The following is a 20,169-nucleotide window of genomic DNA, read 5'->3' as shown; positions in this document are numbered from 1 at the left end:
GTGTTCCGTTGAAAAACCCGTCTGCCGGTGATAAAATAACAAAATAGCCCTGCAAAAATCCATCCGACGAAGGGAGGCCGCCCCATGGAACCGGAAAATCATACCACCCTCACCCCAGACACCCCGGTGCGCTACCTGAAAGGGGTAGGCCCCAAGATCGCCCAGCGGTTCGAGAAACTGGGCATCCTCACCCTAGCCGACCTGCTCTGCCATTATCCCCGCCGGTATCTGGATTTCAGCCGGCCCTATTCCATCGCCGAGGCGCCTCTGGACACCGAATGCGTCGTCCGGGCGGAGGTTTTGGCCAAGCCCGGCGGCCGGCGGATCACCGGCGGGCGGCAGCTGGAACGGGTCACCGCTGGGGATGATGTCTCCACGCTGGAACTGGTCTGGTTCAATAACCCCTATGTAGCCCCCAAGCTGAAACTAGGCGAGGCTTATTATTTCCAGGGCATTGTCACCGGCGGGATGCTGGAACGCCGGATGGTAAACCCCCAGGTGCGGACCGAGGCCCAAATCACCGCCGCGCCGCTGGAGGCGGTTTACCCCCAGACCGACGGCCTTTCCAGCGGGGTGATTGCCCGGTGCATCCGGCAGCTTTTGCCCCATGCGGAACTGTTGGCCGATCCCCTGCCCCCCGCCATGCTGGAAAAATACCGCCTGCCCGGCAAAGCCGAGGCGGTGCGGGCCATCCACTGCCCCGCCAGCGAGGAGGAGGCCGCCGGGGCCCGGCGGCGGCTCATCTACGAGGAGCTTTTGCTGCTCCAGCTGGGGATCGGCCGGATGAAAAACCGGGGCACCGCCGCCACCGGCGCCCCCATGCGCCGGGTGGACCCGGGGCCTTTCTGGGATAGCCTCCCCTTCTCCCCCACCGGAGCTCAGCGGCGGGCGGTGGAGGAAATTCTCTCGGATATGGCGGGGGAAACCTCCATGAACCGCCTATTGCAAGGCGACGTGGGCAGCGGCAAAACCCTGGTGGCCGCCGCCGCCATCTGGGCCTGCATCCGCAGCGGCTACCAGGCCGCCCTGCTGGCCCCCACCGAGATCCTGGCCGCCCAGCACGCCGAGACCCTCAACCGGCTTTTGGAGCCCTTCGGGATTCGGGTGGCCTTTTTGACCGGCGGGATGAAGGCCGCCGCCCGCCGCACCACCCTGGCCGCCATCGAGACCGACCAGGCGGATCTGGTGGTGGGCACCCACGCCATCCTGAGCAGCGGGGTGAACTTCGCCCGGCTGGGGCTGGCGGTCATCGACGAACAGCACCGGTTCGGGGTGCGCCAGCGGGGCGCCCTGGCGGAAAAGGCCGTCAACCCCCACCTCTTGGTGATGAGCGCCACCCCCATCCCCCGGACTCTGGGGCTTTTGATCTACGGAGATCTGGATATCTCCATCCTGGACGAGCTGCCCCCCGGCCGCACCCCGGTCAAAACCCGGTGCCTCACCGGGAAAAAGCGGCGGGACCTCTACGGCTTTCTCGATCGGGAAATCGGCACCGGGCGGCAGGTCTACATCGTCTGCCCCGCCATCGAGGACAGCCCCACCGGGGAGCTGAACGCCGTCCAAACCTACTACGAAGAGACCGCCAAAGCCCTGCTGCCGAGCCGCCGGGTGGGGCTGATGCACGGCAAACTCAAACCCAAGGAAAAAGCCGCCGTCATGGAGGACTTCAAGGCCGGGCGGCTGGACGCCCTGGTCTCCACCACCGTCATCGAGGTGGGGGTGGACGTGCCCAACGCCACAGTGATGGTGATCGAAAACGCCGAGCGGTACGGCCTGAGCGCCCTCCACCAGCTGCGGGGCCGGGTGGGCCGGGGCGCGGCGGAGAGCTGGTGTTTCCTGGTCAGCGACCACGAGGGGGAGGCCGTCCGCCAGCGGCTGCGGTTCCTCTGCTCCACGAACGACGGTTTTGCGGTAGCCCAGTACGACCTGGAAACCCGGGGCCCCGGCGACTTTTTCGGCAGCCGGCAGCACGGCCTGCCCGCGCTGCAAATCGCCAACCTGATGAACGATACCCGCACCCTCCACGCCGCCCAGCGGGAGGCTCAGAATCTCCTGGCCGCCGACCCCCTGCTGACCCAACCCGAACACGCCCTGCTGGCCCAGCAGGTGGAACAGATGTTCCGCCGGGCCGGGGCCATGAACTAAAAAAGAAAAAGAGAGAAAAAACCACCCGCCCGGTTTTCGGGGCGGAGAAAGGAAACAAACTGCATGATCGGTACACTTGTCAACGCTGGAATGATTGTGGCGGGCAGCTGCGTGGGCCTGGTCCTGAAAAAGGGCCTGCGCCCCCAGCTGGAACACGCCATCCACCAGGCCACCGGCCTGGCTGTTATTATGATCGGGCTGAATGGGGCGCTGTCCAACATGCTGGCCGCCGACCCCGCCACCGGAGCCATCAGCTCCTCGGGGGAGTTGATGCTGGTGTTCAGCCTGATCCTCGGGGGCCTGGTGGGCGAGAGCCTGGAAATCGAGGAACACCTGAACCACCTGGGGGATTTCGTGGAGAAGCGGCTCCACCTCTCGGGTTTCGCCCAGAGCTTTGTCAACGGCACCCTGATCTACTGCGTGGGGGCCATGGCCATTGTGGGGGCCATCAACGACGGCCTTCTGGGGGACCCCAGCACCCTGATCACCAAGGGTGTTCTGGACGGTATCACCAGCATTGTGCTGGCGGCCAGCATGGGCCCGGGGGTTCTCTTCTCCGCCATTCCGGTGGTGCTGTACCAGGGCGGGCTCTCCCTCTGCGCCGGGCTGCTGGAGCCGGTGCTGCAAGGGGAGCTTTTGCGCCAGATCTGCGCCGCAGGCTTTGTGCTGGTGGGCTGCATCGGCGTCAATTTCATGAGCGACAAGTTCCACATTAAGGTAGCCAATTTCCTGCCCGGGCTTCTGGTACCGCCCCTCTGGGCCGCCATCCAGGGGCTTTTGGCCTGGGCCGGAATGCCCCTGTGACAACCCTATTTTCAGGAGGATATCATGATTTTTACCGAGACTGTTTACCCCCGCGTGGAGGACTTTGACTTTCACGGTCAGATGACCCCCTCGGCCCTGCTCAAAGCCTTTGAAAACGTGAGTTCCCACCACGCCAAACAGGTGGGTATTTCGGTGATGGAGCGGAGCATTAACAACGGCACCGCCTGGATGCTGACCGACTGGCGGGTGGAGATTCTGCGAACCCCCACCCACAAGGACAAACTGCTGGTGGAAACCTGGCTGTTCCGGCCCAACTCTTCCAGCCGGACCAGCCGGGAGCTGCAAATGAAGGACGGCGCGGGCAACATTCTGGCCCGGGGCAGCGGCCGGTTTGCCCTGGTGGATCTGCGGACCAACCTGGTGGCCAAGGCCAGCCCCGAAGAAGCCGAGCGCTATCAGCCCGAACAGAAGACAGTCTTTGACAACCGGCTGCCCCGGCTGCGGGCCCCCAGTGAATACAGCTGCGAGATGCCCCTGGCTTTGCGGCGGAGCGACATCGACTACAACGGCCATGTCCACAACACCGCTTATCTCGACCTGGCGCTGGAGCTGGTGCCCGACTCCCTTTTAGAAGAGGGGATCCGCTCCTTCCGGATCGTCTACCGCCACCCGCTGAAATACGGCGACGCCGTCCAGCTCCGGGGCGGGCGGGCCAACGGCGGCTGGGTCACCTCCCTCTACTGCGGGGACACCCTCTGCGCCATCGTGGCCCTGAACGAGAATCTGAAACCCCTGGCATAATCTCAGACAAACAAAAAGACACAGCAGGCCGCTGGGGCCGGGACCGTGTCTTTTTTGGTTTTGGGGAGTTATTTCGCCGGCATCTTTTCGACGTAGACGCTGGTGGAGGGGAAGGCGAAGTCCACCCCGTTCTTCTTCATGACATCCATCAGGGAGAGGTTGAGGCTGTTCTGAATCCGCAGGAATTCCTCCACCTCTGCCGTCCGGGCGTAGGCCGAGACCAAAAGGTCAATGCTGGATGCTCCAAACCCGGTGAGCCGGACAATCACCGAGTCCTCGTAGAGGTCGGGGCAGCCCTTGAGCATATCGGTCAGATCGGCCATCAGTTTTTCCATCTGGGGGCGGGTGGTGTCGTAGGTGACCCCCAGAGTAAAGCGATAGAGCCGCTTCTGCCGCTCGGCGCAGTTGTTGATCACCGAGCTGCATACCTTGCTGTTGGTGAGGATGTAGAGGGAGTTATCCAGGGCGCGGATCTTGGTGGAGCGGAAGTTGATGTCCTCCACCTTGCCCTCCACGTCCTCCACGATGATCCAGTCCCCGATGTGGAAGGGCCGCTCCAGCAGAATCACCATCCCGCTGAAGAGGTTGCTGGCCGAGTCCTGGGCCGCCAGGGAGATGGTCAGACCGACCAGCCCCGCGCTGGTGAGCAGGCCCGAGACAGGCAGCCCGCTCTCCTGGGCGATCATCAGTCCGCCCAGAATCAGCACCATCAGTTTGTAGATTTTGACCAGCACCGACTGGAGGGTGGCGCTGCCCCGGATCTCGGGGCTGAAGGACTTGAGCAGCAGAGCCGTCAGGTCCGACGCGCTGTACATGCCATGGCACAGGCAGGCGATCACCCCGATGCGGTAAAGTTTGAGGAAAAAGGCCGGGATGACCGCGACGCTCCAGGGCAGGGTCACCAGGGCCAGATACAACCCCGTCAAAAGCGCCAGCCGCCCCAGCGGGGCCGCGAATCCCCGCAGCAGGATGGGCACGGCAGGCCCTTTCCTCCGGCGGGCCTGGAGTTTGGGGAAGGCGTGGTTCATCAGCCATCGCCGCACCAGCCACCCGGCCAGCAAAATCAGCAGCCCGCAGACGCACCGGGCCGCAAAGGCTGCCCAGCCCTCCAGCTCAAAAGAACCAACCGCAAAGGTCAGTTCGTGGATCGTAAAAATCATAGGTCTACCTCCTGCGACAATCTGTGACCATTGTACCACAGTTTCGACACCGGGGCAAATCAGCCCCGGGCGGGGGCTTGATTTTTTGAAAAAATGTGCTATCCTGTTAGCCAGAAAGTTCGTTTCAGGGCGGGGTGCAACTCCCCACCGGCGGTACAGCCCGCGACCGTCTGCCCCAGGGCAGGCGCTGACCCGGTGAGATTCCGGGGCCGACGGTATAGTCCGGATGAAAGAGACGAGAGACAAGTTTGTCCCAATGCGCCCTGTTGCTTTTGCAGCAGGGCGCTTTATCATTTGTCCTCCTTCCATCGCGCACGAAAAGGGCTTTCCAGATTATTTTATCAGGGGCCCCCAGCGCCCCGGGAGGTATTTTTTATGAATCAAAGAAACCAGATCCGCAATCTCACTGTGGCGGCCATGCTGTCGGCCGTGGCCTTCGTGCTGATGTTCCTGGACTTTTCCCTGCCCATGTTCATCCCGTCCTTCGTCAAGATGGACTTCTCCGATCTGCCCGCCCTGCTGGGCTCTTTCGCCCTGGGGCCGGTGTACGGCATTGTCATCAGCCTGGTGAAAAACCTGCTCCACCTGATCATCCCCGGCACCTCCACCGCCGGGGTGGGCGAGGTGTGCAACTTCCTGCTGGGGGCCATCTTCGCCTATGTAGCGGGCTTTATCTACCAGCGGAACAAGACCCGCAAGACCGCCATCCTGGGCGCGGTGGCGGGCGCCGTGGCCATGGCCATCCTCAGCGTGCCGGTGAACTACTTTATCACCTACCCCGCCTACGTCAAGTTCTATAACCTGCCCCTGGAGGCCATTCTGGGGATGTACCAGGCTCTGCTGCCCGCAGCGGACAGCCTGATCAAGTGCCTGATCATCTTCAACATGCCCTTCACCCTGGTGAAAGGTCTGCTGGACGCCGTGCTCTGCATGCTGATCTATAAATCCCTCTCCCCCATTCTCCACGGCCGGCGGTAAATTTCTGCCGCTTTTGGGCAGATGAGGGGGAAGCAGCGGTCTTTCGGGCGGATTGGATTGATTTTTTCGGGGCGGCGTGATACACTTTGCCCAGTGTAAAGACCTGAAAGACTGCAATCAGAAAGAGGAATTTAGAAGATGGTTACATTGCTGCTCTCCCTCGTCGGGCCCCGGGGCGTCGAGGCTCTGGCGTTTGTTTTAGCCTTTGTGCTCACGGCCCTGATGACCGCCCTGTTCCGGGACCGGCTGCCCCAGGACCACGGCCGGGCCTACGCCGTCAACGGCGAACAGTCCCGGGGCAAAGCCCGGGGCGCGGGGCTGATCTTCGTGCTCTGCATCGCTTTGGTGTCTCTGGCGTTCCTGCCCTTCCAGCCCGAATTCGTCATCTACACGGCCCTGCTCATCGCCTCGATGCTCTCGGGCTACCTGGACGACGCCGCCGAACAGGCCTGGAACGAATACAAAAAAGGCCTGATCGACTTCGCCATTGCGGCGCTGGCGGGCATTACATACCTCAATTTCAACGGCTGCGGGGTATCTTTCCTGGAATGGAGCTTTGAGATCCCCTATCCCATCTATCTGCTGCTGATTGTCATCCTGTTCTGGGCCAGCATCAACGTGGTCAACTGCACCGACGGCGTGGACGGCCTTTCGGCCAGCCTGGCGGTGGTGAGCATCGGCACCTTTGCTCTGGCCTACTCGGACGAGCTGGGGGACTATGTCACGGCGGCGGCGGTCTTTGCGGGTTCGCTGCTGGCCTATCTGTGGTCCAACGCCAAGCCCTCCAGTATCCTGATGGGAGACGCAGGCAGCCGGGCTATGGGCTTCTTCCTGGCTTTGCTGGCCCTCAAGTGCGGCCACCCCTTTGCTTTCCTGCTGGCAGCTTTGGTGTTCATTGTAGACGGCAGCCTGGGTATTTTGAAAATCAGCCTCAAGCGCTTTTTGCACATCTCCATCCTGAAGAACACCCGCACCCCGCTCCACGACCACGTCCGGAAAAATCTGGGCTGGAGCGATGAGCAGGTGGTTATGCGGTGGGTCATCCTCCAGTGTATGGCCTCGGCGGTGCTTCTGGTGCTGATCGGCAAACTGTAACTCGAATAAACGATAAGGCGGCCCCTGCTCCGATCTGGAGCGGGAGCCGCTGTTTGTTTTGGTTTTATTCTTTTTCGCTGGCCCGCTGGGCGGCGTCAACCACATGCTCTACCAGCACCGAGGTGGTCACGGTGCCCACCCCGCCGGGCACCGGGGTGATGGCCCCGGCCAAAGGCTCCGCCTCGGCAAAGCGGACATCGCCGCAGAGCTTGCCCTCCTCGTTCACGTGGATGCCCACATCCACCACCACCTGGCCCGGGCGGATGCAGTCTGCCCCGATGAAGCCCCGTTTGCCCATAGCAACCACCAGAACATCCGCCTCCCGGCAGAGGGCGGGCAGGTTCTGGGTACGGGAATTGCAGAGGGTGACGGTGGCGTTTTTCCGGTCCAGCAGCATGGCGGCGGGTTTGCCCACCACCAGGCTCCGGCCTACCACCACCACCCGTTTGCCTTCCAGGGGGATGCCGTAGTAATCCAGAATTTCCATGCAGGCCTGGGCCGTGCAGGGGGCAAAACCCTCCCCCGTCCCGGTGAACACCCCGGCCAGGGAACCGTCGGTGATGCCGTCCACATCCTTTTCGGGGGCGAGAGCTGCCCGAATGGTGCGGTCGTCCATCCCGGCGGGCAGGGGCCGGAAGAGCAGGCAGCCGTGGATGGTCCGGTCGGCGTTCACCCCGGCCAGCGCTTCCAGCAGCTGGGCCTGGGTGGCCTCGGCGGGCAGAACGAAGGGCCGCACCGCCACCCCGACTTTCCCGCAGCGGGCCAGAACCCCCTTCTCATAGGCCAAGTCGTCCTCCCGCTGGCCCACCCGGACCACCGCCAGGGTAGGGGTGATCCCCCGGGCGGCCAGGGCCGCACAGCGGGCGGCATTTTTCTCGTTCATGGCGGCCACGACGGGCGCACCTTTCAAAAGCTGTGCCATGGGTTTATTCTCCTTTCAGCTGTCCGTTCACTTGGGTGTAGACCGCATCGGCGCGGGGGCTATATTCCGCCAGCAGGGCCCCGGCCTTTTTGTCCAGGGCGGCGGCCTTCTCCCGGTCGGCCATCAGACGGGTGTTGATGGCCACATTCAGCCCGGCGGCCTGCATGGCCGCTTTGCAGAAGAGGGCCGCACAGCCTGCGTCCGAGACCGCCAGCACGCTGCCTTTGGCCGCGTATTCCTCCGCCAGGGCTACCCCCTCGGCGCATTTTTCCAAAATTTCCAGGGGCACCGCGCAGGCGGCGTCCAGCGCTTTTTCCATGATCTCAGCCCGGGCGGGGTCGTCTTTAGGGATGGAATAGGCCTTGGCCAGGGGGGCGAAGGCCTCGGCGTCCGCTTCCACTAATCCCTCCAGCTCCCGGCGCAGTTCCCCGGCCCGGGCGTTCAGCCGCTGGATGTCCGCCTCCACGGCGGCGTATTTCTTCTTCCCCTCGGTGAGGCAGCCCACCATATTCCCCAGGGCCACCCCCGCCGCCCCCACCAGGGCCGCGGCGCCCCCGCCGCCGGGGACGGCGGCTTTGGAGGCCAGGACAGACAGAAATTCAGTGCAGGGCTTTTCCATCATTTTTTCCATGGATAAAAACTCCTTTCGGTCAGGAAACCATCCAGCCGCTGGTCATGGGGCTCCACGGCGGCCCGGGCGGTTTTTTGTACTTCAAAAGCGATCCCCAGCTTGAACGCCCGGGGGCAGCGGGGCAGGTAGCGGTCGTAGTAGCCTTTGCCCATCCCCACCCGGCGGCAAGTTTCGTCGAAGGCGGTGCAGGGCACCAGAATCAGGTCCAGCTGTTCCGGGGGCAGGAAACGGGATTTCTCCGGGATGGGGGTGCGGATGCCATACATCCCCACCTCCCAGCCCTCGGGGCCGAGGGGCTGGGCTGCCTCCATGGTGTATCCCGCCCCGCAGAGGGGGTAGGCGATGGCCTTGCCCGCCCGGGCAGCAGCTTCCAGCAGGGCCGAGAGATCCGCCTCGCCCCCACAGGCCGCATAGGCGAGGATGGTTTTCGCTTTTTGCCAGACCGGCAGAGCTTCCAGCGCGGCGCAAAGGGCCCCATTGGCGGCGGCCCGCTCGGCGTCCGTCAGAGCCCGGCGGGCGGCGATCCCCTGGCGGCGCTGGGCCTGTTTTTCCTCTTCCAGGGTCACAGAATCCCTCCTTGCTTGCATTTGATTCATCTATTCTAAACGGAACGCGGCCAAATTGCAATACGCCGGGGCCTTGTGGGGGCGGCGGTTTTTTGCTATGATAAAGCAATAGAGCGGAATATGCCGCTCTAGTTTAAAAAGAGAGGGGTTTCGTATATGTATCAGGAAATGCAGGATTCCATCGGGCTGGTCCAGGCGTTCGACCCGGAAGTGGCCGCAGCCATGAGCCGTGAGCTGACCCGCCAGCGCCAGAACATCGAGCTGATCGCCAGCGAGAACATCGTCTCCCCCGCCGTCATGGCGGCCATGGGCAGCGTGCTGACCAACAAGTACGCCGAGGGTCTGCCTGGCAAGCGGTACTACGGCGGCTGCGTCTATGTGGACCAGGTGGAGAACATCGCCATTGAGCGGGCCTGCCGCCTGTTCGGCGCCAAGTACGCCAACGTGCAGCCCCACTCGGGCGCCCAGGCCAACCTGGCCGTCTACTTTGCCCTGCTGGATGTGGGGGACACCGTCATGGGGATGGATCTGTCCCAGGGCGGCCACCTGACCCACGGTTCCCCCGTGAATATGTCGGGCAAAAACTACCACTTCACCTCCTACGGCGTTAACGAAAACGGCGTCATCGACTATGTGGAGCTGGAAAAGGCCGTCAAGAAGGTCCGTCCCAAGATGCTGGTGGCGGGGGCCTCGGCCTATCCCCGGGCCATCGACTTCGAGAAGCTGGCCGAGATCGCCCACGGCTACGGCGCCTACCTGATGGTGGATATGGCCCACATCGCGGGCCTGGTGGCGGGCGGCTGCCACCAGAACCCGGTGCTCTACGCCGACGTGGTGACCACCACCACCCACAAGACCCTCCGGGGCCCCCGGGGCGGCCTGATCCTGACCAACAACGCCGTTCTTGCCAAGCGGATCAACTCGGCGGTCTTCCCCGGCACCCAGGGCGGCCCGCTGGAGCACGTCATCGCCGCCAAAGCCGTCTGCTTCGGCGAGGCCCTGAAACCCGAGTTTAAAGAGTATGCCCACAAGATCGTGGAGAACGCCCAGGCCCTGGCCGCCGGCCTCCAGGCCCGCGGGGTCAAGCTGGTGTCCGGCGGCACCGACAACCACCTGATGCTGGTGGATCTGCGGGAAGAAGAGTGCACCGGCAAGGAGCTGGAAGCCCGGCTGGATGCCGTCCACATCACCGCCAACAAGAACACCGTCCCCGGCGAGACCCGCAGCCCCTTTGTCACCTCGGGCGTCCGTCTGGGCACCCCGGCGGTCACTACCCGCGGCATGGGCCCCGCTGAGATGAAGATCATCGCCGACTGCATCGCCGACTGCATCTGGCACTTCGATGAAAAGAAGGACGAGATCGCGGCCCGGGTTCTGGCCCTGACCCAGCAGTTCCCCCTGTACGAATAAGCCATAAAGCACAAGCGCCCGGAGCCGAACGCTCCGGGCGCTTTTCTGCGCGTCGTTTTAAATTAGAGGGCCAGATCCAGGGCCATCATCAGGGCAAAGCCCAAAACGATGCTCACCACCCCGGCGGGTTCGTCCTCGGCCACCGCCTGGGGGATCATCTCCTGGGCGGTGACGCAGACCATGCAGCCCGCCGCCGCACTCATGAGCCAGGGCAGCGCGGCCTGGACCCAGCCCGCCAGGGCCAGGGCAGCCAGGGCCCCCAGGGGTTCCACCAGGCCCGAGGCCACCCCCACCCCAAAAGCCCCCAACCGGCTGTGGCCCCGCTGGCGGAGGGGCAGGCTGATGGCCGCCCCCTCGGGGATGTTTTGGAGCCCGATGCCGAGGCTCAGGGCCAGAGCCCCGCTCACCGCATCCCCTGTGCCGGAAAGGGCCAGGGCCGCCGCCAGGCCGGTCACCATCCCCTCGGGCAGGTTGTGAAGGGTGACGGCCAGAATCATCCGGCCGCCCCGCCCCGGCCCCGACGCCAGCAGGTTCCCGGCGGCCTCTTCCAGCCAGAGCAGCCCCAAAGCCCCCAGGCAGAGCCCCGCCGAGGCCGGCAGCCAGGGGGGCAGGGCCTGGGCCGAGGCCCGTTCCACCGCCGGGAGCAGCAAACTAAAGACGCTGGCGGCCAGCATGATCCCCGCCGCAAAGCCGGTGAGGGTCCGCTCCAGCCGCAGCCCGGCGGGCCGGCGCAGCAGGAACACCCCCGCCGCCCCCAGAGAAGTACAGGCCGCGGGCAGCAAAATCAGGCCCGCGGTCAAAAGAATCTGTTCCAAATGGCATTCCTCCTCCCCCCCTTTGTATGCCAAAGAGGGGGAAAGGTGTGCCGGAAACCTTTACCGGCGGCCCCGGCGGCGGCCTCCCGCTGCAAAGCCGAAGACGGTGCCGCAGACGCCGCCCACAAGGTGCATGAAGTTGGCCACATTATCCCGCACAAAGAGGGCATCGTAGATCTGATCCCCCAGATAGAGGGCCGCCACCAACAGCATGGTCAGAGGGATGCCCCCTGTCCCGCCCGCCAGAGAGGCCAGCATGATGAGCATAAAGACGATGCCCGAGGCCCCCAGCAGAGCTGTCTGGGGGAAGAGAAGGCATTGGAGCACCCCCGATACAAAGGCCGTCAGCAGGATTCCTTTCAGCAGGGGGATGCTGCCGTATTTTTCCTCCATGGGCGGGCCCACCACCAGAAAAAGGAGCATATTGCCCATAAAGTGTTCCAGATCCGCGTGACCCAATACATGGCCAAAGAGCCGGAAATAAAACAGCGGGTCCCGCAGGGAGGACCGGTAGACGCAGAACAGGTGGGTGGTGGTCCAGCCGTCGGTCGCCCCGTCCAGCAGCAGCGCCCCCAGGGACAGGAGAAAAAAGGTCAAAATCACCGGCGCATTGTATTGCAGCCGGAGCTGAAAAACCGTCCGTTTCATACTTCCTCCCCTGCCCGGTCAGCCCCGGGTCCGCTCCCAATATTCGCCCATGCTCTGGCCGGGCTGGCCGGTCACCTCGTCCGCGAGATATTCCCCGAGGCCCAGCGCCCCGGGGGCCCAATTCTCGGCCGCCGCAATGGTGGGGTATTCGATCTCGGCGTACCAGAACTCCCCGGGCTGGCCCTCGTCCACATGGTTCACTTCCAGCACGCACCCATCCGCCAGCCGGTAGGAGCGGCGGAGCTTCGGGATCAGGGGTTTACCAATGATCTTGGCTGCCAGCTCCTCGAAAAGGGTCTGGTCGATGGGCCGCTCGATCTCCTCCCGGGCCAGCCCGCCCCCGGATTTGAAACAGAGAATCCACTGGGTCTTGCCGCCGGTGAGGGCTTCCTCCCGGATGCGGACGGTGGGCCGCACGCTGATATACCCCTGCCGCATGAAAAATTCTTCCTCAAGAGGCAGGCCCTCCGGCCAGCCGGCCACCATCCATTTGCGTTCAATTTCCATTCTGTCTTCCTCCATCCCCCGATTTAGTGCGCAAAAACGCCCAAAGCGGGCGCTGCATGCTATTTATTATAGCACAGATTTATGATACAATAAATCCGCAAACGCCGGAGATTCCCCCGGTCACAGGAACAAAAATGTCAGGAGCAATTCTATGAAAGCATCCCGCAGCTACCCCTGCTACACCGTCAACCAGAAAGCCGCTGCCACCCTGGCGGGGGGCCACCCCTGGCTGTACGAAAACGATATCCTCGCCCAGCCCGACGAGACCCCCGAGAACGGTTCCCTGGTGGACCTGGTGAGCCCCAAGGGCTCTTACCTGGGCACCGGGTTCCTCTCGCTGCACAGCAAGATCCGGGTGCGGCTGATTTCCCGCAACGCCAACGACACCTTTGACCCGGCCTTCTGGCGGCGGCGGGTGGAATACGCCTGGGCCTACCGAAAAACCGTTCTCCAGCCCCAGGACCTGACCGCCTGCCGGGTGATCTTCGGCGAGGCGGACCAGTTCCCCGGCCTAACGGTGGACCGGTTCAACAACATTCTGGTAACCCAGACCCTCAGCGTGGGGATGGAGCGGCTGAAACCGATCCTCTTCCCTCTGCTGGCCGAGGTGCTCCGGGCCGACGGACAGACCATCGACGGCATCTACGAGCGGAACGACGAGGCTCTGCGGGCCAAAGAGGGTCTGGAACAGAACAAGGGCTGGTTTGTCCTGCCCGGGGAAGAGCCTCCCGCCTCTACCCAGACCGAGATCTGCGAGAACGGCGTATATTACCACGTGGACTTTGAAAACGGGCAGAAAACCGGCTTTTTCCTGGATCAGAAATACAACCGCCAGGCAGTGGCCCGGCTGGCCGCCGGGCATACCGTGCTGGACTGCTTCACCCATACCGGCAGCTTCGCCCTCAATGCGGCCAAGGGCGGCGCGGCCCGGGTGACCGCCGCCGACATCAGCGCCGACGCCATCGCCATGGCCCAGCGCAACGCCGCCCGGAACGGCCTGACCAACATGGACTTCCTCTGCGAGGACACCTTCGAGCTGTTGCCCCGGCTGGAAAAAGAGGGCAGCCCCTACGATTTCATTATTCTGGACCCGCCGGCTTTCACCAAGTCCCGCCGCACGGTGGAAAATGCCATGCGGGGCTACAAGGAGATCAACTACCGGGCCATGAAGCTGCTGCCCCGGGGCGGGTACCTGGCCACCGCCAGCTGTTCCCACTTCGCCACCGAGGAGCTCTTCATCAAGATGCTCCGCTCCGCTGCCCGGGATGCCGGCCGCCAGCTGCGCCAGATCGAGGTGCGCCAGCAGGCCCCCGACCACCCCATCCTCTGGGGTGTGCCCGAGACCAATTACCTGAAATTCTTCCTCTTCCAGGTGATTTAAAAGAGCAAGAGTCATACTTTTCCGCGTGGAATCGTACTTTTCCGTCCCATCAATGCGTTTAGAATAAAATTCCAAAATGCCGCCGGGACAAAATCGTAAAATTTGTCAATTGCATTTTGGGGCCCGCCGGGCTATAATCAGACCATAGACAGCAACGGCGCTGTGGGTCACCTCCTGACTCGCAGCGCCGTTTGCGTTTGAATAGCCAGGACGGGATAAAACCGGGAAATACAGCTTTGGGATCTGTGTTTTGTATCTATAAAACAAGTTAAGGAGTAGGATTTATGGCAGCCAATGTTATGCAAATCTACGGCAGCAAAGTCTTCAACGAATATGTGATGAAGGAACGCCTGCCGAGCGCTACCTACAAGAGCCTGAAAAATACCCTGCACAAGGGCACGCCTCTGGATCTTGAGGTGGCCAACGTGGTGGCCAGCGTCATGAAGCGCTGGGCCATGGAGCTGGGCGCGACCCATTACACCCACTGGTTCCAGCCCCTGACCGGCATCACCAGCGAGAAGCACGACAGCTTTTTGAGCCCGGTGGGCGACGGCACCGCCATCATGGAGTTCAGCGGCAAGGAGCTCGTCCGGGGCGAGCCGGACGCATCTTCCTTCCCGTCGGGCGGCCTGCGGGCAACCTGCGAGGCCCGGGGCTACACCGCCTGGGACCCCACCAGCTACGCCTTCGTCAAGGATGACGTGCTCTGCATCCCCACCGCTTTCGTCAGCTACACCGGCGAGGCCCTGGATAAAAAGACCCCCCTGCTCCGCTCCATGAAGGCTCTGTCCAACCAGGCTGTCCGAATCCTGAAACTCTTCGGCAAGGACGACGATTACGTCTCCACCACCGTGGGCCCCGAGCAGGAATACTTCCTCATCAAGAAAGAGGACTACGAGGCCCGCCAGGACCTGATCCTCACCGGCCGCACCCTCTTCGGCGCGCCGGCCGCCAAGGGCCAGGAGCTGGAGGAGCACTACTTCGGCGTGATCCGCCCCGAGGTCTCGGCCTTCATGAAAGAGCTGGACAGCGTGCTCTGGGAGCTGGGCATCCCCGCCAAGACCAAGCACAACGAGGTGGCCCCCTGCCAGCATGAGCTGGCCCCCATCTACGACACCACCAACGTGGCCATCGACCACAATCTGCTGACCATGGAGATGATGAAGAAGCTGGCCCCCAAATACGGCCTGGTCTGTCTGCTCCATGAAAAGCCCTTCGAGGGGGTCAACGGCTCGGGCAAGCACAACAACTGGTCCATGTCCACCCCCAAGGAGAATCTGCTGGATCCCGGCGACACCCCCATGGAGAACCTGCAGTTCCTGATCTTCCTGGCCGCCGTCATTAAAGCGGTGGATGAGTACGCCGACCTGCTGCGGACCTCGGTGGCCATTCCGGGCAACGACCACCGCCTGGGCGCCGATGAGGCACCCCCGGCCATCATCTCCATCTTTGTGGGCGAGGAGCTGGAGGCCGTCATCGACGCCATCGCCTCCGACTCCCCCTACGCCGGCCCCGTCAAGATGAAGATGGATCTGGGCGTGGACGTCCTGCCCAAGCTCAGCAAGGACACCACCGACCGCAACCGGACTTCCCCCTTCGCCTTTACCGGCAATAAGTTCGAGTTCCGGATGCCCGGCTCCTCCCAGAACGTGAGCGACGCCAACACCATCCTGAACACCGCTGTGGCCAAGGAGCTGAAGGGCTACGCCGACGAGCTGGAAGGCGCCGAGGACTTCACCAAGGCTGCCATCGCCCTGGTCAAGCGGACCATCCGGGATCACCGGCGGGTCATCTTCAACGGCAACGGCTACTCCCACGAGTGGGAGCAGGAAGCCGAGCGCCGGGGCCTGCCCAATAAGAAATACGCCCCCGCCGCCCTGCCCGCTCTGATCGACCCCAAGAACATCGCTCTGATGGAGGAGTTCGGTGTTCTGACCAAGGTGGAGATGGAGAGCCGCTACGAGGTGGAGATGGAGCACTACGCCAAGATCATCAACATCGAGGCTCTGACCATGCTGGAAATGGCCCGCAAACAGCTGCTGCCCGCCATCAACAGCTATATGAGCGAGCTGGCCAACACCGCCGCCACCAAGATGGCCGTCAGCGAGAGTTTGAGCGTCCGCAGCGAGACCAAGACCCTGGCCCGGCTGTCCAAGGACGCCGACGACATGAGCGACGCCATCGACGCCCTGGCCGCCGCCGAGCGGGCCGCCCAGGCCCTGCCCGACCAGGCAGCCAAGGCCAACGCTTTCCACGACAAGGTGGTGCCCCTGATGGAGGCTCTTCGGGCTGCAGCCGATGACGCCGAAACCATCTGCGGCGAGGACTACTGGCCTCTGCCCAGCTACAGCAAGATGCTCTACTACGTCTAAGAGCACCAAGGGGTTATTGCCCCTTTTCCCCTGATTGAATCTGTACCCTGCCCCAAAGGCCGCCGCGTCTGCGAGCGCGCCTTTGGGTTTTTTGATTTCAACTTTCTCTCTGGACCAGGAGGTGCCCTATGAGTTATTCATCCCGACGCGATATCCTCGACTTTGTGGAGGAAAACGACGTTAAATTTGTCCGCTTTGCCTTCTGCGATATCTTCGGCACCCAGAAGAACATTGCGGTGCTGGCCAGCCAGCTGCCCCAGGCCCTGGAAGAAGGGGTCAGCTTTGACGGCAGCGCCATCCCCGGTTTTATGCACGTGGAGGAGAGCGACCTGGTGCTCCGGCCCGACCCCACCACCATCACCATCCTGCCCTGGCGCCCCACCGAGGGGCGGGTGATGCAGTTTTTCTGCGACGTGGAGCGGCCCGGCCGCCAGCCCTTCGGGGGCAACTGCCGGGGTTTCCTGCGGGAGGTAGGGCGCCAGTTCCACCAGCTGGGCTTACAGTGCAACGTGGGCGCCGAGTGCGAGTTCTATCTCTTTGAGACCGACGACCGGGGCCGCCCCACCCGGGTGCCCATGGACCAGGGCGGCTATTTTGATGTTGCCCCCCTGGACGCCGCCGAGAACCTCCGGCGGGACATCTGCCTGACCATGGAGCGGATGGGCATCGTCCCCCAGCACAGCCACCACGAGAGCGGCCACGGCCAGAACGAGATCGACTTTTGCCACGCCGGGGCCCTGAAAACCGCCGACAATGTGATGATGTTCAAGCAGGTGGTCCGGGCAGTGGCCACCCGCAGCGGCTTCCACGCCAGCTTTTTGCCCAAACCCCTGGCCGACCAGGCCGGCAGCGGCCTCCATGTCAACCTCTCCCTCTACCGGGACGGCAAAAATCTCTTCGAGGGGGATCTCACCTCGGACACCGTGGCGGGCCAGTTCATGGCGGGCATCCTGGCCCACAGCCGGGAGCTGGCCCTCTTCACCAACCCCCTGCCCAACAGCTACCTGCGGTTCGGCTGCCACGAGGCGCCCCGGTATGTGAGCTGGAGCCGCCAGAACCGGAGCCAGCTGGTGCGGATCCCCCAGGCCCAGGGGGACAGCTGCCGGATGGAGCTGCGGAGCCCCGACCCCGCCTGCAACCCCTATCTGGCCTTCGGGCTGATCCTGTCGGCGGGGCTGGACGGCATCCGGAATCGTCTGGAGTTGCCCGCCCCCGTCAACAATAATCTCTTTGACCCGGCGGCGGCCGAGGGCCTGGGGCTGGAAACCCTGCCCGAAAGCCTGGAAGAGGCCGTCCGTGTCGCCCAGGAGAGCGAGTTTCTGGCCCGGTGCCTGCCCGAGGGGCTGGCCAGCCGCTATTTCTCCGAGGCGCTTCACCGCTGTGAGGAGCTACGCCAGGCCGCCGACCCGGCCGAATTTGAGCGGACAAGATATTTCTGCACCATCTGAGCAAACTGCGGGAAAGGAGTGGATGCTATGGGACGTGCTCTGATCGTCAGTGCAGGCGCAAACTCCAACGAATATCTTTCCACCCGGCTGGCCGAGATGGGCTACCCCCACCCCCTGATGGTGCCCAGCGGCACCGAGGCCCGGCGCCGGATTCTGGAAACGGATTTTGAACTGATTATCGTCAATGCCCCTCTGCCCGACGAGTTCGGCCACGAGCTCTGCGCCTGCGCGGTGGAAAAAACCAGCGCCGGGGTTCTGCTGCTGGCCAAGGCAGCCGCCGCCGAACAGCTGGCCGAGGGTCTGAGCCGCCAGGGGGTTCTTCTGCTGAGCAAACCTTTTACCAACCAGCTGTTTTTACAGGCTGTCCAGATGGCGGCCGCCGGCAATCACCGGCTGCTTCATTTGCAGGAGGAAAACCACCGCTTGCAGGAAAAGCTGGCCCTGCTCCGGCTGGTGAGCCAGGCCAAATGCTGCCTGATCGAGCACCAGGGCATGACCGAGGCCGAGGCCCATCACGCCATCGAGCGGCAGGCCATGGACAGCCGCCGCAGCCTGGCCGAAGTGGCCCAGGAAATTCTTAATGCCTGGGAAGAGGACGGCGCATACTAGTTTTGGATGGACCCGGCGCGCCGGTCTGTCAGACGCAGACCCCGCGTGCCTTCCATTTTTGTTTTTTGTACTATGAGGGAGGAATGTAAAATGGCAACGAAATATATCTTTGTGACCGGAGGCGTTGTCTCCGGTCTGGGCAAAGGGATCACCGCGGCGGCGCTGGGCCGTCTGCTCAAATGCCGCGGCCTGAAGGTGGCCAGCCAAAAGCTGGACCCCTATGTGAACGTTGACCCCGGAACCATGAGCCCCCTCCAGCACGGCGAGGTGTTCGTCACCGACGACGGCACCGAGACCGACCTCGACCTGGGCCACTATGAGCGATTCATCGACGAAGATCTGAATAAATACTCCAACCTGACCACCGGCAAGGTCTACTGGAACGTATTGAACAAGGAGCGCCAGGGAGCCTATCTGGGCCAGACCGTCCAGATCATCCCCCACATCACCGACGAAATCAAGAGCTATATCTACAACCTGGCCGCCTCCACCCAGGCGGACGTGGTCATCACCGAGATCGGCGGCACCACCGGCGACATCGAGAGCCAGCCTTTTCTGGAGGCCATCCGCCAGGTGGGGATCGAACAGGGCCATGAGAACTGCTGCTACATCCATGTGGTGCTGGTACCCTATATCTCGGGTTCCAACGAATACAAATCCAAGCCCGCCCAGCACTCGGTGAAAGAGCTCCAGGGCATGGGCATCGCACCGGACATCATCATCCTGCGGGCGGACGGCAGCGTGGGCAGCGAGATCCGCCGGAAGGTCAGCACCTTCTGCAACGTAAAGCCCGAGTGTGTCATCGAGAATTTGACCATGCCCAGCCTCTACCAGTGCCCGCTGATGCTCCACTCCAACGGGCTGGACGAGGTGGTGGTCCAGAAATTGCAGCTGGATGTTCCCCCCGCCGACCTGACCGAGTGGAAAGAGGTGGTGGCCCGGATCGCCGGCCGGAGCCGCACCTGCACCATTGCCCTGGTGGGCAAATACGTCAAGCTCCACGACGCCTATCTCTCGGTGATGGAGAGTCTCTACCACGCCGGCTTTGAGAACGACTCTGAGGTAGAGATCCGTTGGGTGGACTGCGAGGAGCTGCAAACCCAGGCCGACTGTGCCAAGGTTCTGGGGGACGTGGACGGTGTCATCCTGCCCGGCGGCTTTGGCAGCCGGGGCATCGAGGGAATGATCCAGGCCGCCCAGTATGCCCGGGAGAATAACCTGCCCTACTTCGGCATCTGCTTAGGGATGCAGATCATGGTGATGGAGTACGCCCGGAACGTGCTGGGCTACCCCGATGCCAATTCCAGCGAGTTCACCCCCGAGGGGGCCCACAACGTCATCGACCTGATGGCCGACCAGCAGGGCAACATCCCCAAAGGCGGCACCATGCGGCTGGGCCAGTACCCCTGCAAGGTTCTGCCCGGCACCAAGATGGCCGAGTGCTACGGCACCGAGATGATCTCGGAGCGGCACCGCCACCGCTACGAGTTCAACAACCAATACCGCGCCGAGCTGGAAGCCGCCGGGCTGGTGATTTCGGGCACCAGCCCCGACGGCCGTCTGGTGGAGACGGTGGAGATCCCGGGCCGGGCTTTCCATCTGGGGGCCCAGTTCCACCCCGAATTCAAGAGCCGCCCCAACCGTGCCCACCCTCTGTTCAAGGCCTTTATTGCCGCCAGCCTGGCCACCCGGGAAGCCGCCGGCCGTCCCCGGATGGGTCTGTAAGCCAAAATCTTCTTCTAAAAACCAAAGGGAGCCTCCCCACACTGAACCGCTCCAGTAAAAGTAGACAGTGAAAAAAGAAGGCCTCCTGTGGTAGAATAAAACTACTACAGGAGGTCTTTGCTATGCCCAGAAAATACAGCCACATTCAGGAACACGAGAAGGAAATAATAGAGCTTCGCAGCCAGGGAATG

General features: G+C 63.0%; 18 protein-coding genes and 1 riboswitch. Of the genes, 11 read left to right on the top strand and 7 right to left on the bottom strand.

Annotation, left to right across the window (positions count from 1 at the left end; translation table 11 throughout):
* Positions 1 to 84: 84 nt before the first annotated feature.
* The 3 genes from recG (at position 85) to JCM17207_RS05815 (ending at position 3,711) form a co-directional block, all read left to right on the top strand.
* Entirely contained in the window at positions 85 to 2,145 is a 2,061-nt protein-coding gene (gene recG / locus JCM17207_RS05825) for an ATP-dependent DNA helicase RecG (protein WP_238316688.1), read from the top strand.
* Between the two features lie 63 nt (positions 2,146 to 2,208).
* Positions 2,209 to 2,949: a DUF554 domain-containing protein gene (locus JCM17207_RS05820; protein WP_238316687.1), complete on the top strand. Its 741-nt coding sequence runs from the start codon at positions 2,209 to 2,211 to the stop codon at positions 2,947 to 2,949.
* A 24-nt stretch (positions 2,950 to 2,973) separates the two neighbouring features.
* Positions 2,974 to 3,711, top strand: coding sequence for an acyl-[acyl-carrier-protein] thioesterase (locus JCM17207_RS05815; RefSeq protein WP_238316686.1), 738 nt, complete (start codon positions 2,974 to 2,976; stop codon positions 3,709 to 3,711).
* Positions 3,712 to 3,779: 68 nt separating this feature from the next.
* Here the strand turns inward: JCM17207_RS05815 and JCM17207_RS05810 are convergent, their stop codons facing one another.
* Positions 3,780 to 4,871 carry a mechanosensitive ion channel family protein gene (locus tag JCM17207_RS05810; RefSeq protein ID WP_238316685.1) on the bottom strand — a complete coding sequence of 364 codons (1,092 nt, stop codon included), beginning with the start codon at positions 4,869 to 4,871 and terminating at the stop codon, positions 3,780 to 3,782.
* 116 nt (positions 4,872 to 4,987) lie between these two features.
* Positions 4,988 to 5,113: riboswitch (FMN riboswitch) on the top strand.
* 133 nt (positions 5,114 to 5,246) lie between these two features.
* Here JCM17207_RS05810 and JCM17207_RS05805 point away from each other — a divergent pair.
* Complete coding sequence (locus JCM17207_RS05805; RefSeq protein ID WP_238316684.1) at positions 5,247 to 5,849, top strand: ECF transporter S component; 603 nt, start codon at positions 5,247 to 5,249, stop codon at positions 5,847 to 5,849.
* A gap of 138 nt (positions 5,850 to 5,987) precedes the next feature.
* Positions 5,988 to 6,944 carry a phospho-N-acetylmuramoyl-pentapeptide-transferase gene (locus JCM17207_RS05800; protein WP_238316683.1) on the top strand — a complete coding sequence of 319 codons (957 nt, stop codon included), beginning with the start codon at positions 5,988 to 5,990 and terminating at the stop codon, positions 6,942 to 6,944.
* 64 nt (positions 6,945 to 7,008) lie between these two features.
* On the opposite strand, the gene JCM17207_RS05795 is transcribed toward JCM17207_RS05800, so the two are convergent.
* The 3 genes from JCM17207_RS05795 to JCM17207_RS05785 are packed head-to-tail and all read right to left on the bottom strand — an operon-like array spanning position 7,009 to position 9,063.
* Positions 7,009 to 7,866, bottom strand: coding sequence for a bifunctional 5,10-methylenetetrahydrofolate dehydrogenase/5,10-methenyltetrahydrofolate cyclohydrolase (locus tag JCM17207_RS05795; protein WP_238316682.1), 858 nt, complete (start codon positions 7,864 to 7,866; stop codon positions 7,009 to 7,011).
* A gap of 4 nt (positions 7,867 to 7,870) precedes the next feature.
* On the bottom strand, positions 7,871 to 8,497 hold the full coding sequence (locus JCM17207_RS05790) for a cyclodeaminase/cyclohydrolase family protein (RefSeq protein WP_238316681.1): 627 nt from the start codon (positions 8,495 to 8,497) through the stop codon (positions 7,871 to 7,873).
* On the bottom strand, positions 8,485 to 9,063 hold the full coding sequence (locus JCM17207_RS05785) for a 5-formyltetrahydrofolate cyclo-ligase (RefSeq protein WP_238316680.1): 579 nt from the start codon (positions 9,061 to 9,063) through the stop codon (positions 8,485 to 8,487). The genes JCM17207_RS05790 and JCM17207_RS05785 overlap by 13 nt, the downstream gene beginning before the upstream one ends.
* Before the next feature lie 156 nt (positions 9,064 to 9,219).
* Between JCM17207_RS05785 and glyA the strand changes: the two genes are divergently transcribed.
* Complete coding sequence (gene glyA, locus JCM17207_RS05780) at positions 9,220 to 10,473, top strand: serine hydroxymethyltransferase (protein ID WP_238316679.1); 1,254 nt, start codon at positions 9,220 to 9,222, stop codon at positions 10,471 to 10,473.
* A 62-nt stretch (positions 10,474 to 10,535) separates the two neighbouring features.
* Here glyA and JCM17207_RS05775 read toward each other — a convergent pair whose 3' ends face one another.
* The 3 genes from JCM17207_RS05775 to JCM17207_RS05765 are packed head-to-tail and all read right to left on the bottom strand — an operon-like array spanning position 10,536 to position 12,443.
* Complete coding sequence (locus JCM17207_RS05775) at positions 10,536 to 11,288, bottom strand: ZIP family metal transporter (protein ID WP_238316678.1); 753 nt, start codon at positions 11,286 to 11,288, stop codon at positions 10,536 to 10,538.
* 60 nt (positions 11,289 to 11,348) lie between these two features.
* Positions 11,349 to 11,936, bottom strand: coding sequence for a rhomboid family intramembrane serine protease (locus JCM17207_RS05770; RefSeq protein ID WP_238316677.1), 588 nt, complete (start codon positions 11,934 to 11,936; stop codon positions 11,349 to 11,351).
* An 18-nt stretch (positions 11,937 to 11,954) separates the two neighbouring features.
* Positions 11,955 to 12,443: a CYTH domain-containing protein gene (locus JCM17207_RS05765; protein ID WP_238316676.1), complete on the bottom strand. Its 489-nt coding sequence runs from the start codon at positions 12,441 to 12,443 to the stop codon at positions 11,955 to 11,957.
* 151 nt (positions 12,444 to 12,594) lie between these two features.
* Between JCM17207_RS05765 and JCM17207_RS05760 the strand changes: the two genes are divergently transcribed.
* From JCM17207_RS05760 to pyrG, 5 genes are all read left to right on the top strand, one after another.
* Positions 12,595 to 13,824, top strand: coding sequence for a class I SAM-dependent rRNA methyltransferase (locus tag JCM17207_RS05760; protein WP_238316675.1), 1,230 nt, complete (start codon positions 12,595 to 12,597; stop codon positions 13,822 to 13,824).
* A gap of 284 nt (positions 13,825 to 14,108) precedes the next feature.
* Complete coding sequence (locus JCM17207_RS05755; RefSeq protein ID WP_238316674.1) at positions 14,109 to 16,196, top strand: glutamine synthetase III family protein; 2,088 nt, start codon at positions 14,109 to 14,111, stop codon at positions 16,194 to 16,196.
* A gap of 128 nt (positions 16,197 to 16,324) precedes the next feature.
* Positions 16,325 to 17,644, top strand: coding sequence for a glutamine synthetase family protein (locus tag JCM17207_RS05750; RefSeq protein ID WP_238316673.1), 1,320 nt, complete (start codon positions 16,325 to 16,327; stop codon positions 17,642 to 17,644).
* Between the two features lie 27 nt (positions 17,645 to 17,671).
* Positions 17,672 to 18,253, top strand: a complete 582-nt coding sequence (locus tag JCM17207_RS05745; RefSeq protein ID WP_238316672.1) for an ANTAR domain-containing response regulator — start codon at positions 17,672 to 17,674, stop codon at positions 18,251 to 18,253.
* Positions 18,254 to 18,343: 90 nt separating this feature from the next.
* The gene (pyrG, locus tag JCM17207_RS05740; RefSeq protein WP_238316671.1) at positions 18,344 to 19,978 is read left to right on the top strand and encodes a CTP synthase; all 1,635 of its coding nucleotides are present in this window, start codon (positions 18,344 to 18,346) and stop codon (positions 19,976 to 19,978) included.
* The last annotated feature ends 191 nt before the right edge of the window (positions 19,979 to 20,169 follow it).

The organism is Faecalibacterium gallinarum (assembly GCF_022180365.1).
GTDB lineage: Bacteria > Bacillota > Clostridia > Oscillospirales > Ruminococcaceae > Faecalibacterium > Faecalibacterium gallinarum.
This window is presented reverse-complemented; position numbering and strand designations above follow the sequence as displayed.